Raw genomic sequence first — 13744 nt, forward strand, 5'->3', positions numbered from 1 at the left:
CGTCCAGGGGCGCGCCATGACGGATACATCGAGTTGCATTTCTTTTGTCAGGTTTGAGGCCGCTCGCTGGTCTTCCGCTCGAACCAACCCGGAAGACGAGCTTTTCATGACCCAACACACCGCCGGCGCCTGCCCTGCGCCGCATCGCCCGACCGCACACCGCGCTCCTTCTTCGCACGCCCTGGGCGCCGTCGCCCTCGCATGCGCCGCCGCTCTGGCGCTGCTGGCGGCGCCGCATGGCGCGTTCGCGCAGACCGCGTCCGTGGCCTCGACCGCGCCGCTGCAGGTGCTCTTGCCTGCGCAACCCCTGGCCCAGACCCTGAGTGCGCTGTCGCGCCAATGGGGCGTCGCGATCGGCGCCGAAGGTGCATTGCTGTCCGGCAAGAACGCCCCCGCGCTGGAAGGCAGGCTGACGCTTCAGCAGGCCCTGGAGCGCGCGCTGGCCGACAGCGGCCTGACATCGGTCCGCAGCGGCCCGGACACCATCTCGATCCGCAAGCTGCCCGACGCGCCGCAGGCCGGCGCCAAGGAACTGCCGACCGTCACGGTGACCGCCGACAGCGACGGCAGAGGCACCACGGAAAACACCGGCTCGTACACCACGCGTTCGATGAACACCGCGACCCGCCTGGACCTGTCGATGCGCGAGACGCCGCAAGCGGTGACGGTCATGACCCGGCAACGCATCGAAGACCAGGGCCTGGCCTCGGTCACCGACGTGGTGCAAAGCGCACCGGGACTCACCTACCGCCGCTTCGGACCGGAACGCTCGTCCTTCTATGCCCGCGGCATGACGGTGGACAACGTCATGTACGACGGTCTTCCCGTGAGCCTGGACAGCTCCTACCTGAGCCAGGATCTGCTGCAGACGGACATGGCCATCTACGACCGCGTCGAGATCGTGCGTGGTGCCACGGGCCTGGCGACGGGTGCCGGCAACCCTGCCGCGGCCATCAACCTCGTGCGCAAGCGCCCGACGAAAGAGGCACAGGTGTCGATCACCGAGAGCGCCGGCAACTGGGACCGCTACCGCACGGAAATCGACGCCTCGGGCCCGCTCGATGCCGACGGCAGCCTGCGTGGCCGCGTGGTGGGCGCGTACCAGGACAACAAGAGCTACAAGGATGGTCAGCAGAGCAACCGCAAGCTGCTCTACGGCATCCTGGAGAAAGACATCGACGCGCGAACCCTGCTGACGCTGAGCGCGTCGCGCCAGGAAGACAACCTGGACGGCAATGGCTTCACCGGCCTGCCCGTGGCAAGGGACGGCAGCGACCTGCACCTGCCGCGCTCGACCTCGCTGGCCAACGCCTGGGACTACTGGAACAAGTCCACGACGACCCTGTACGGCGGCATCGAACACCGCTTCGACAACGACTGGCGACTGCACCTGTCGGCCTACCATTCGAGTGCCGGCCTGGACATGCTGGGCGACTACATCGGCATGAACGTGCTCACCGGCAACTACACGCAGTACGCCTCGCGCAACCTCCACAAGGAAAAGCAGGACAGCTACGACTTCTATGCGTCCGGACCCTTCGAATTGCTGGGCCGCAAGCACGACCTGGTGATCGGCGGCAACTACCGCAAGGTCGACTTCGACGGCAACACGCGCCAGGGTTCCATCCTGGTGAGCGGGCTTGACCCCTCCACCTGGACGTCCGGCGCCGTCGCCAAACCCGATATTCCGCTGCGCAACTGGCTCGACTCGAACATCGAGCAGAAGAGCATCTACGCGACCACGCGCCTGCAGCTCGCCGACCCGCTCAAGCTGATTCTCGGGGCGCGCCTGGACTGGTACGACTACAAGGACGCCGTCTACGCCTATGCCAACTTCGCCGCCAACACGCCGTCGTCCGTCACCCACAACCAGTACGGCGTCGACCACAACCTGACGCAGTACGCCGGGCTGGTCTATGACATCGACGGCCGGCATTCGGTCTATGCGAGCTACACGGACATCTTCAAGCCGCAGAACTACCTGGATGCCAACCAACAGCTGCTGGACCCCATCAAGGGGAAGAACTACGAGATCGGCATCAAGGGCGAGTATTTCGGCGGTGCCCTGAACACCTCGGCGACGCTGTTCCGCCTCGACCAGGCGAACCGTGCGTACAAGCTCAGCGACCAGACCGCCTGCAGCGGCTATCCGAGCCAGGTGTGCTACGCGGCGGCCGGCCTGGTTCGCAGCCAGGGCGTCGAGCTGGAAGCACAGGGCGCGGTGTCCGAGAACTGGCAGATCGGGGCCGGCTACACCTACACGAACGCGCGCTACCGCAAGGACGCGAACCCGCTCAACATCGGCCAGCTGTTCGATACCGACACGCCGCGCCAGCTCTTCAAGTTCTCGAGCACCTACCGCCTGACGGGCGACTGGCAGCGCTGGCGCATCGGCGGTTCGGTCTATTGGCAAGGAACGATCTACAACGAGGGAACCAGCAGCGGCGTCGCCTATCGCGTGGAACAGAAGAGCTACGCCGTCGCCGACCTGATGATCGGCTACCAGGCCACGCCCAGGCTCGACCTCCGCCTGAACATCAACAACCTGTTCGACAAGGTCTACTACAACGCGATCACCGGCAGCATCACCTTCCCGAGCAACGTCTACGGCGACCCGCGCAGCGTGACGCTCACGATGAACTATCGGTTCTGAGCGCGATGCGACCGCTCCTGGTCACGCTGCACCGCTGGATGGGGCTGCTGATCGCGGCCTTCCTGTTCGTCGCCGGCCTGACCGGTGCGGTGATCGCATGGGATCACGAACTCGACGAGTGGCTCAACCCGCAACTCTTCAAGGCCCGCGGTCCGACGACGGCTGCGCCCATGACACCGCTCGACCTGGCGCGACGGCTCGAGGCGGCCGACGCGCGACTGCGCGTCAGCTATGTGCCGCTGCATCCGGAAGCCGGCCGCACGGTGATGCTGGGCGTTGCGCCACGCATCGATTCCGCGACCGGCGCGCCGTTCCGCCTCGGCTTCAATCAGGTGGCCATCGATCCGGCGACCGGCACCATCCAGGGAACGCGGCAGTGGGGGCAGATCTCGCTGTCGCGCGAGAACCTGCTGCCGTTCCTCTACAAGCTGCACTACACGCTGCACATCCCCAAGGGGTTCGGCATCGACTTCGGCGTCTGGGTGATGGGCATCGTCTCGGCCGTATGGATCTTCGACTGCCTGGTGGCGCTGTGGGTGTCTTTTCCGAACGCGAAGAGCTGGCGAAAGTCCTTCGCGTTCAGACTGCGCCAGGGGGGCGTCAGACTGAACTTCGACCTGCACCGATCCGGCGGCGTCTGGCTTTGGGGAATCCTGCTGATGCTCGCCGTGACGTCGGTGTCGCTCAATCTCGGGCGTGAAGTGATGAAGCCGGTGGTCTCGCTCTTCTCGACCGTGACGCCGACGCCTTTCGAGGTCCGCCGGCCTGCGGGGATCCAGGCACCGATCGAGCCCGCACTGACCAGGGAGCAGGCGATCGCATGGGCGGTCGACCATGTGCGCACGCTCGGCTGGAACGCCCCGCCCGGAGAGATCTTCTATGCCCACCGATTCGGCATCTACGGCGTGAGTTTCTTTGCGGCCGAGCACGACGGCTCGGACGACGGCATGGGCAACCCTTGGATCTATCTCGATGGCGTCACGGGCGGGATCGTGAGCAGCAAAGTGCCGGGAAGCGGAAGCGCAGGCGACGTCTTCATGCAAGCGCAGCTCCCGCTGCATTCCGGCCGCATCCTGGGTCCGCCCGGGCGCATCCTGATCTCCATCACGGGCCTGGCCGTCGCCATGCTGAGCGTCACCGGCGTGATCATCTGGGCCCGGAAGCGGCGCGCGAGGCAAAGGTCCGGTGCGGCGCGCGTCCTGGCCGGGATGGCGCGTCGTCCCGCGGCCTGAGTGCGCCGCACTCTCACTCTATCCACCGAGCCGCCAGCTTCTCGCGCGCTCCTGCTGCGTCCAGAGCCGGGCATAGGTCCCGGCCTGGGCGATGAGCTCTTCATGCCGGCCTTGCGCAACGAGCCGCCCCTGGTCCATCACCAGAATGCGGTCGGCATGCCGCACGCTGCGCAGCCTGTGCGCGATCACCACGACGGTCCGCTCGGACACCAGCGCGTTCAGCGCGCGCTGTATGTCCACCTCGGCCGACGGATCGACACTGGCGGTCGCCTCGTCCAGCAGCAGGATGGGCGCGTCCTTGAGCAGTGCGCGTGCGATGGCAATGCGCTGGCGCTCGCCGCCCGACAACGACGCACCGCTCTCGTCGATCACCGTGTCGTAACCCTGCGGCAGCGCGCTGATGAAGGCGTCGGCCTGCGCCCGGCGCGCGGCATCGACCACCTGCGCCTGCGTGGCATCGGGCCGGCCGATGCGGATGTTCTGGCTCACCGTGCCGGCGAACAGCACGACGTCCTGCCCGACCACCGCGACATGCCGATGCAGCACGTCGCGCCCCATGTCCCGCAGATCGACGCCACCGATGCGGATCGCGCCCTGCCCCACATCCCACAGCCGCGCGATGAGGTGCACGAGCGTGCTCTTGCCGGCGCCGCTCGGGCCGACGATGGCGGTCAATCCGCCCGCGGGGATCGTGCAGAAGATGCCGTGCAGCGCACTGCCGGCGACGGCATCCGGTGCGCCGCCGTCATCCTCGTCATAGCGAAAGCCGACACCGTCGAGCACGATGTCGTGGCCTGCCGGTGTCCGCGGCACGGCCGGCTCGTGCATGGCCGGTGCGTCCAGCACGGCCTCGATGCGGTGCATCGCCCGGCGCGCGAAGCGCAGCAACGCGGTCGCCACGCCGAGGTCGAAGACCTGGCGGTGGATCGGCAGTGCCAACACCGCGAAGGCGATCAGCACCTGTGGCGTCAATTCGCCACGGCCAAGCCACCACAGCCCCGCGAGCAACAACAGCGCGAAGCCGGCTTCCAGCACGAAGCCGAAAGCCGCGACCCAGGGTGCCGGCCGGGTCTCGATGCGGACCGCCGCGGCGTGTTGCGCGTCGACCGCCGCTTCGAGCCGTCGCCAGGCTTCGCCGAATCGGCCGAAGCTGCGGATGATCGCGATGCCCTGAACGTAGTCGAGCAGCTCCGACTGCGCGTGTGCATTGGCTTGCGCCAGGCGCGGCACTTCACGCGCCATCAGCCGCTGGCTCCAGGCCAGCGCGGCCACCGCCAGCGGCAGCGTCGCCAGCACCACCAGGCTCAGCCGCCAGTCGAGCCACGCCAGGAAAGCCAGCAGAAACAGCGGCATGACGAGCCCCGCGACGAACACGCCCAGGAAGTGCGACCAGACGTTCTCCACCAACTCGAGGTCGGTGGTCAGCCGGGCACCCAGATCGCCGCTGCGGATACGGCCGAACCAGCCCATCGGCAGATGCCGCAGATGGTCGGCCAGCCGCAGCCGCGCCTCTCCCATCATCGCGTAGGCGCCGGTGAAGATGAGCGGCATGGCACTTGCGCCGACCGCCATTCGCGCGATCAGGCAGATCGCCATGCCGGCGCTCGACATCAGCGTGCGCCGCAGGTCAACCCGCCCTGCGAGCACGTCGGCCAGCAGCAGGTACAGCAAGGGATAGGGCGCCGCCGACAGCGCCCCCTCGACGGCCGCGAGCTGCAGCCCACGCAGCAGCCGCGCGTCGCGGGTGCCCGAGAGCCGGAAGCCGGCCTGGAACAGTTCGCGGATCATGCGCGGCCTCCCATCGTGCCGGCGGCCCCGAGCGACCAGTGGCTGGCTTCTTCGTGGTCACGCCACAGCCGGGCGTACAGCGCGCAATCGCGCAGCAGCTCGTCGTGCGTGCCCTGCCCGGCAACGCGCCCCGCATCCAGCACGACGATCCGATCGGCGGCGACGACGGTCTGCAACCGGTGCGCAATCATCAGGACCGTTCGGCCCTGGCACAGCGCTGCGAGCGCCTGCTGGATCAGCACCTCGTTCTCCGCGTCGGCATAGGACGTGGCCTCGTCCAGCACCAGCACCGGCGCGTCCTTCAGCAGTGCGCGCGCGATCGACAGGCGCTGGCGCTCACCGCCGGACAGCCGCGCGCCGCGCTCGCCCAGCAGCGTGTCGTAGCCCTGCGGCAGGGCCGTGATGAAGTCGTGCGCCCGCGCGGCACGCGCCGCCGCAACGATGTCTTCCATCGGCGCGCCGGGCCGACCCATGCGCAGGTTGTCGCACACGCTGGCGTGGAACAGGTGCACGTCCTGGAACACCACGGCCACGGTGTCCAGCAAGGCGTCCAGCGGCCAGTCCTGCACGTCGGTGCCGCCGAGCCGCACGGCGCCGGATTCGGCTTCGTACAGGCGCGGCAACAACCGCGCGAGCGAGCTCTTGCCCGATCCGCTCGGCCCGACCAGCGCGGTGAAGCAGCCGGCCTTCGCCTGAAAGCCGACGCCGTCCAATGCCAGGCGGTCGCCGTAGCGCAGCCGCACGTCGTCGAACACGATGTCCAGCGGTGCCGACGGGATGCGTGCATCGGCGCGATCGGCCAGCGTCGGCGCGGTCAATATCGAATTGATGCGCACCAGCGCTTCGCGGCGATGCATCTGCTCGCCCAGTGCGAAGGTCAGCCGCAGCAGGGGCAGCAGGATCGCCGGCGCCACCAGCAGGAACAGGACGTAGGTCGGCGTATCGAGCGTGCCCTGCCGATGCAGCCAGGCGCCCACCGGCGCCACCACGATCAGGTTCGCCGACAGCAGTCCGGAGAACAGCACCCATCCGGCCGAACTGCCCCGCGCATAGCCGGCCACCCAGGCCGAGGCCGCATGCACCGACGCCGCGAGGTCGGCGAAGGAGCGTGCCGACAGGCCGAAGGCCTTCACGACCTGGACGCCGCGCACGTACTCGCCCAGCTGGTTGGCGATGCGCTTCTGCAGTTCGCCCCATTCGGCCATCCGTGCGCTGGAACGCCGCGTCAGCACGGCCTGCGCCAGCAGCGCGAACGGCAACGGCAGCAGTGCAGCAAGTGCCATGCGCCAGTCGACGACGAACAGCAGCGCGGCGGCGAACAGCGGCACGGCAGCCGCGGCGACGGCATCGGGCAGCATGTGCGCGAGAAAGCCTTCCATGCCATCGACGTCGTCGTTCAACGTGCGGCGCAGCGCGCCGCTGCCGCGGCCGGCGAAAAAGCGCATCGGCACTTCGCCGAGCCGGCGAGCCATCGCCAGCCGCAGCCGGCGCTGCACCGAGAAGGCACCGATGTGCGCAGCGCCATGGCTCAGCGCCATCAGCACCCAGCGCAGCAGCAAGACACCGAACGCCCATTCGGCCATGCGCAGCGCAAGCGTTCGATCGGGAACCGGCGCGAGCAGCGCCGATGCGATGCGGTAGAGCAGCCAGAACGGCACCAGGCTCAGCGCCGCCGACAGCACCGCCGCCGCGATCGCGAGGCCCAGCGAACCGGGTGCCATGGCGATCATCGCGCCGAAGCCGATCGGCTCGGCCGCGGCGCCATCCGGTGTGCCGGAAGGGAAAGAGGAAGAAGCTCGGGTCACCATGTTCCTTCGGGATCGTTGGCCGGGACGGCACCGTCGATGGTCACGACGGCACGGCCCCGGACCGTCTGCAGGGTTCCGCGCACGCGATAGACCGACGCCAGAAGATCGCTGTCGATCACCTCGCTCGGTACCCCCGCGGCGGCGAGGCGGCCGCGGTGCAGCACCAGCACCTGGTCGGCACAGGAAAGCGCGAGGTTGATGTCGTGCAGCACCACCAGCGTGACAAGCTGCCGCCGCTGCGTCTCGCGCACGATCGTGTCGATCACCTGGCACTGGTGATAGAGGTCGAGCGCGCTGGTCGGCTCGTCGAGCAGCAGGGCCGCCGGCTGGCGCACCAGCGCCTGTGCCAGCCCCACCAGCTGGCGCTGTCCGCCGGACAGTGCATCGATGCAGCGGTCCGACAGGCCGGCCAGCCCGAGCTGCGCCAGCACCGCCTCCACGGCATCCAGCGCACCCGCATCGGCCGGCCGGCCGAGCCACCCGGGGCCAGCGCGGCCGGCCATGGCGGCAGCCAGCACCGCCTCGAACACGGCGAGCCGGGAGCGGGTCGGCAACGCTTGCGGCAGGTAGACGAGTTGCCGCGCGCGCACGCTCGCCGGCTGCCGCGTCAGGTCGATGCCGTTCAACCAGACCGCGCCCTGCATGCGCTGCAGGCCCGCCAGCCCGCGCAGCAGGGTCGACTTGCCAGCGGCGTTCGGTCCGATCAGCGCCGTCACCGTGCCGGGACGCAGGGCCGGCAGCGTGATGCCGCCGAGTACCGGCTGCCCGCCGTAGCCGATGCGCAGATCCCGCGCCTCGAGCCCGTCGCCAGACGCGCTCATTGCGAGCCCGCCCCGCGTGTGCGCGCCACGATGACCATGAAGAACGGCACGCCGACCAGCGCCGTCACGATGCCGACGGGAACGAGCACGCCGTCGACCAGCGTCTTGCTCGCGATGGAAGCCAGCGACAGGATCAGCGCACCGGCGAGCGCGGACGCCGGCAGCAGCATGCGGTGGTCTTCGCCGACCAGCATGCGTGCGATGTGGGGCGCGACCAGGCCGATGAAGCCCACCACGCCAACGAAGGACACCGCCACACCCGACAGCAGGCTGATGCGCAGCAGCGAGAACAGTCGGAGCCGGCCGACGTCGACACCGAAGCTGCGCGCGCGCTCCTCGCCGAGCGTCAGCGCCGTCATCGCCCAGCTCTGGCGCAGCGCGCCCGGCAACAGCACGGCCAACAGCACCGCGAGGATCGCCAGCTTGTCCCACGAGGCGCGCGCCAGGCTCCCGAGCGTCCAGAACACCAGTTGCTGCAGCGTGTCCTGGCTGGCCACGAACTGCAGCAACGCCACCAGCGCATTGAAGGTGAAGACCAGCGCAATGCCGAACAGCACCAGGCTCTCGACACCGAAGCCGCGCCAGCGCGCCAGGGCGTACAGCAGCGCAACCGAAGCCAGCGCGAACAGGAAGGCGTTGGCGGACACGATGTATTGCGCCGGCACGCCCGGAATGCCCAGCCCGAGCACGATGGCCATCGCCGCGCCGAACGATGCCGCCGCCGAGATCCCGAGCGTGAACGGACTGGCCAGCGGATTGGCCAGCACGGTCTGCATCTCGGCACCGGCCAATGCCAGCGCGGCGCCGACCAGCACCGCCATGAGCGCGTACGGCAGCCGCACGTTCCAGACGATCACCGACTCCACGCGGGTCACGCCGTCGGGATTCCACAGCACCTCGAACAGGCGGCGCAGCCCCATGCCCGACGGCCCGGTGGCGATGTCGACCGCAACCGACAGGCACACGGCGAGCAGCAATGCGATCACCAGCAGGGCCCTGCGCGCATGGCGCCGGCGATAGCGCCAGGCCGACGTGGCCGATCCGGCGGTGTCGGCGGTGTCGGCGGTGTCGGCAGCCACGACAGCGGATGGCAGCGCACGGTCCCCCGTCATGGCGCGAGGTCCGTGAACAGCACGCCGCCGAGCGGAATCGGCATGAAGCGGCGGTACAGCTCGACGCGCGTCTGCGCAGGGTCGAGGTCGGCGAACAACGCCGGATGCAGCCACTTGGCGAGTGCTTGCACGGCGATCACATGCTCGGGCGAGTCATAGAAGATGTGCCACAGGCCATGGACCCGGCCGGCCTTCACGGCCGGCAGCTCGCGCGTTTCCGGGCGCATCGCCACTGCGCGCAGGCTGCCGCGCGCCTGCGCCGGCGTGGCCGCATAACCCAGCGTGACGCCGCCCTGCCCCGCCGCGAACACGCCGGTCGCCACATAGACGTGCGGATCGCGCGCGAGGATGTACTCGAGGTTCAGGCTGCCGATCGGGCCGGGGATGCGATCGGCGCCGATGTTGTCGCCGCCCGCCAGCGCGACCATCTCGCCGAAGTTGCCCTTGCCCGGCGACCCGCAGCAATCGCGCAGGCCTGCCAGCATGTCGATGAAGATCGATGGCCGGGTGAACCCCGGGCGTGCCGCCGCAGCCGCGACGCGTTCGGTGACGCGACGGATCTGCTGCTCGTAGAAGTCGATGTAGTCCTGCGCTTCGCGCTGCCGGCCCAGCACTTCGGCCATCACGCGCAGGCTCGGCACGGTGTGGGCCAGCGGATGGTTGCTGAAATCGACGAACACGACCGGCACGCCGGCGGCCTGCAGCTGGCGCACGGCTTCGCTGTCGGGCGTAGGGCCGTGGCCGCCGGACACCGCCATGAAGGCGACATCGGGCCGCACCGACAAGGCCTTCTCGACGCTGAAGGTTTCCGAGGAAGTTCCTCCGACCACCGGCACGCGATCGGCTTGCGGGAAGGTCCTGGCGAAAGCGGCATAGCCCTGCACGTCGAGACCGCGGAAGTCGCCCTGCCAGCCGGCGACGCGGTCGAAGGTGTGCCGCCCCTCGAGCAACGCCATGGTGTAGATCAGGCGGCCTTCGCCGAGCAGCACCCGCTCCACATGGTCGGGCACGGTCACGCTGCGGCCGGCGACGTCGTGCACGGTGCGCGCCATGGAAGGAGCGCACATCGCGCACGGGACGGCGGCAAGCCATGCGGCGCACCAGCGGCGCGATGCCGCTTTCGATCTGCGGAAGAGAAAGTTCATGGATTCGGTATCCGGGTGATGGCAGAAGATGCGGAAGAGGAAGACTGCGCGGCCAGGCGCCGGGCAGCGCGCTTGCGCCACCACATCACGAGGCCGGACACGTACAGCAGCGGCAGCGCGAGCCCCGCCAGGAAGACGATGGCCTGGCCGGCCGTGCCCAGCATCAGTTCGGCATGCAGCGAGGCGGCCGTCGGCTTGAAGCCGGCGCCGGCCAGCCAGTCGAACCAGCCGGGGCGCGCCAGCCAGACACCGGTCAGGGTGAGCAGCAGCAGCGGCAGGAAGAGATACGCGGCCGCGACGTTGTGCAGCTCGAGCCAGAAGCGCAGTCCGCGGCTGTGCCGGCGCACGACCAGTGCGGCACGCCAGCGCGCCCACTGCAGGCTGCGGGGCCACCAGAGCCAGGCGCCGGTGCCCAGTGAGATCAGCAGTGCGAATCCGCTGAGCGCGAGCAGCGGCTGGCCGATCGGCGGCGGCAGCAGCAGCGCGCGATGCAGCGCCACCACCTTCGCGAGCAGCAGATCGTCGAACACGAAGAAGGCCCGCGGCGCGGCCGTGTAGGGATCGACCATCGCGATCCCCATCGCCCGGCGCCCCTGTACCGGACCGAAGACCAAGGCGTTCTCGGACGACAGGAAGCCCTTGCGCGGTGCGGCGGCGCCCATCACGCGCACGAGTTGCGGATAGGCCTCGCTCGCAGCGCGCTTCCAGTCGTCCGGCGCCGCATAGGAGGCGCCGGCAGGCGGTGGCGCCTGCAACCGAACGGCAGCCGTGCCGACTTCCCACTCCAGCAAGGGCGCTCGCAGCACCAGCAGCGATCCGCTCAGGCCCAGCAAGGCCAGGACCAATCCCACCGTGAGCGCGACCCACAGGTGGACCTGGCGCCACGACTGGCGCGCGCGTGCCCGGTCAGAACTTGGCACGAAGCGTGATCTGCGTGTTGCGCGGCTCGCCGTACACGTTGCCGAAGCTGGCCGGGCCGAAGCTCGCGCTGCCAAGGCGCGTGTAGTAGGTCCTGTCGAACAGGTTCCCGATGTTCAGCGAGGCAGACCAGTTGGCGTTGATGCGATAGCCCACGCGCAGGCTGGCGACCGCATAGCCGGCCTGCGTCACGCGCACCTTCGGCGTTCCGCCTTCGTTGTAGGTGGCGCTCTGCACGTTCACGCCACCGCCGACGTCCCAGGCGTTCCAGTCGCCGGGCAAGCGGTAGCTGGTCCACAGGCGCAGCATGTGCTTGGGCGAGAAGCTGCGGAACGACTGGCCCTGGTAGGTCGCGTCCTGCTTGTACTTGCTGGTGTTGAAGGTATAGCCCGCGGCGATCTGCCAGCCCGGCAGCAACTGCCCCGAAGCTTCGGCTTCGAAGCCCTGGCTCTGCACCTTGCCGTTGGTCGCGTAGCAGCAGTTGTCGATCACGGTGGGCGAGACCTGCACCGCGCGGTTGCTCTCGTCGATGCGGAAGACCGCGAGCGAGGTGTTGAGCTTACCGCCGTAAAGCGCGCCCTTGATACCGGCCTCGTAGTTCGCGCCGATCACCGGTGGCAGGCCATTGCCGTCCGCGTCCCGGTAATTGCTCTGCACGCGGAAGATGTCGGCATAGCTCGCATAGAGCGCCCAGGTCGGGTCGAGGTCGTACACCACGCCCGCATACGGCGTGAAGCGGCCTTTCTGTCGGTAGTCGGTGGTCACGCGGTCGGTCAGCAGGTTGCGCGTCTGCGTGTCCCACCAGCTGAAGCGGCCGCCGAGAACGACGGTCAGCGGGTCGGCAAGCTTGAGCCGCGCGGCGCCGTACAGCCCATGCTGCGTGGTGTCGGTGCGGCTGCTGCTGGTCCAGACCGGATCACCGGGGTCGGCGATCGCGGACGGGTTGAAATTGAACACGTCGACCGCGGTGCCGCCGAAGCCGGTCAGCCGGCCGCCCTGCGAATCGGCCTGGCGGTCGTACCAGTTGGCACCCAGCACCACTTCATGCCGCCGGCCGAAGGCCTGGAACGCGCCCGTGAGGTTCGCGTCCAGCGCCAGTTGCCGGTTGTCGTAGGCATTCGCGCCGCCGGCCAAGGTCGCGCCGGCGAGCGTCGTGCGATCGATCGCGCCCGTGACGTAGGCGTACTTGAGGTCGCTGGTCTCGTGGTCGGACACGGCACTGAGCTTGAGCTGCCAGTCGCTGTCGAACTGGTGGACCACGTCGGCAAACACCTGCGTGCTTTCGAAGTTCCAGTGCGTCCACGGCGTGCTCAGGAAGGTGCTGCGCGGCAGGCCCAGGTCGCCACCGTCCTTGTAGCGCGGCAAGCCCATCATGGCGGGCAGCCAGTGGCGCTTCTGGTAGCCCGCGCCGAGCGACACCGTCGTGGTCGGCGTGATGTCCGCCTCGATGACGCCGTAGACCGAGGTGCGCTCGCTGTTGGCGTAGTCGACGTGCGAGTCGGCCTTGTCGTAGGACGCGGCCACGCGCGCACGCACCGAGCCGGACGAGTTCAGCGGCGTGCTGAAGTCGAGCTCGGTGCGGCGCGTGTTCCATGAACCCAGGCCCACCGAACCCGAGAATTGCTGCTTGCTCGCCGGCCGCTTGCGCACGAGATTGATGACGCCGCCCGGCTGGCCCGCACCGTTGAACAGGCCGGCCGCGCCGCGCAGCATCTCGACGTGATCGAACATCACCATGTCCGGCTGGCTCCACGACGCCCCGCCGGTCTGGATCGGCACGCCGTCGTACTGGAAGTAGTCGACCGGATAACCGCGCGAGTAATAGGTCGGGATCACCGCCGTGCCCGACAGGTCGACCGTGACGCCAGGCGTCTGCGCCATGATCTCGTCGAGCGTCGACAGGTTCTGGTCCTCGATGCGCTGGCGCGTGATCACCGAGATCGACTGCGGCGTTTCCTTCAGCGTGGCGGGCATCTTGGAACCCACGGTGGTGCCGGACGCGGTGTAGGAATCCGTCAGTTCGGTGGGCCGGTCCTTGGCCGCCTGCTCCGTCACCGTGACGGTCGAGAGCGTCGTGCCTGTAGTCGATGTCTGCGCGCCGGCTTCCGTGCAGAGAACGGCAACCGCCAGGCACACGGGTGCGATGCCGAACCGCCGCGAGACGAAGTACCGGGAAGCAGGCGGTGGAACGGGAAGCGGCATGAACGAACTCCTCTTGAATGGATGAGAATTAATCTCAACGAATGTAGGAATTCGCCATCATTCGC

General features: G+C 68.8%; 9 protein-coding genes. 2 read left to right on the forward strand and 7 right to left on the reverse strand.

Annotation, left to right across the window (positions count from 1 at the left end; genetic code table 11):
• Positions 1 to 106 precede the first annotated feature (106 nt).
• Both AC07PZ_RS01625 and AC07PZ_RS01630 read left to right on the forward strand, forming a co-directional pair.
• Complete coding sequence (locus AC07PZ_RS01625) at positions 107 to 2653, forward strand: TonB-dependent siderophore receptor (RefSeq protein ID WP_495293251.1); 2547 nt, start codon at positions 107 to 109, stop codon at positions 2651 to 2653.
• Positions 2654 to 2658: 5 nt separating this feature from the next.
• Positions 2659 to 3885, forward strand: a complete 1227-nt coding sequence (locus AC07PZ_RS01630; RefSeq protein WP_495293252.1) for a PepSY-associated TM helix domain-containing protein — start codon at positions 2659 to 2661, stop codon at positions 3883 to 3885.
• An 18-nt stretch (positions 3886 to 3903) separates the two neighbouring features.
• Here the strand turns inward: AC07PZ_RS01630 and AC07PZ_RS01635 are convergent, their stop codons facing one another.
• From AC07PZ_RS01635 to AC07PZ_RS01665, 7 genes are read right to left on the reverse strand one after another with little or no spacing between them, the layout of a single operon-like run.
• Positions 3904 to 5673 (reverse strand): ABC transporter ATP-binding protein, encoded by a 1770-nt coding sequence (locus AC07PZ_RS01635; protein WP_495293253.1) that lies wholly within the window; start codon positions 5671 to 5673, stop codon positions 3904 to 3906.
• The gene (locus AC07PZ_RS01640) at positions 5670 to 7478 is read right to left on the reverse strand and encodes an ABC transporter ATP-binding protein (RefSeq protein ID WP_495293254.1); all 1809 of its coding nucleotides are present in this window, start codon (positions 7476 to 7478) and stop codon (positions 5670 to 5672) included. The genes AC07PZ_RS01635 and AC07PZ_RS01640 overlap by 4 nt, the downstream gene beginning before the upstream one ends.
• Positions 7475 to 8302, reverse strand: coding sequence for an ABC transporter ATP-binding protein (locus tag AC07PZ_RS01645; RefSeq protein WP_495293255.1), 828 nt, complete (start codon positions 8300 to 8302; stop codon positions 7475 to 7477). The genes AC07PZ_RS01640 and AC07PZ_RS01645 overlap by 4 nt, the downstream gene beginning before the upstream one ends.
• Complete coding sequence (locus AC07PZ_RS01650; RefSeq protein WP_495293256.1) at positions 8299 to 9414, reverse strand: FecCD family ABC transporter permease; 1116 nt, start codon at positions 9412 to 9414, stop codon at positions 8299 to 8301. Before AC07PZ_RS01650 ends, AC07PZ_RS01645 begins: the two co-directional genes overlap by 4 nt.
• On the reverse strand, positions 9411 to 10559 hold the full coding sequence (locus tag AC07PZ_RS01655; RefSeq protein WP_495293257.1) for an ABC transporter substrate-binding protein: 1149 nt from the start codon (positions 10557 to 10559) through the stop codon (positions 9411 to 9413). Before AC07PZ_RS01655 ends, AC07PZ_RS01650 begins: the two co-directional genes overlap by 4 nt.
• Positions 10556 to 11479 carry a PepSY domain-containing protein gene (locus AC07PZ_RS01660; protein ID WP_495293258.1) on the reverse strand — a complete coding sequence of 308 codons (924 nt, stop codon included), beginning with the start codon at positions 11477 to 11479 and terminating at the stop codon, positions 10556 to 10558. The genes AC07PZ_RS01655 and AC07PZ_RS01660 overlap by 4 nt, the downstream gene beginning before the upstream one ends.
• On the reverse strand, positions 11466 to 13679 hold the full coding sequence (locus AC07PZ_RS01665; protein WP_495293259.1) for a TonB-dependent siderophore receptor: 2214 nt from the start codon (positions 13677 to 13679) through the stop codon (positions 11466 to 11468). Before AC07PZ_RS01665 ends, AC07PZ_RS01660 begins: the two co-directional genes overlap by 14 nt.
• Positions 13680 to 13744: the final 65 nt, after the last annotated feature.

Source organism: Variovorax sp. GW821-FHT10B04 (assembly GCF_059415645.1).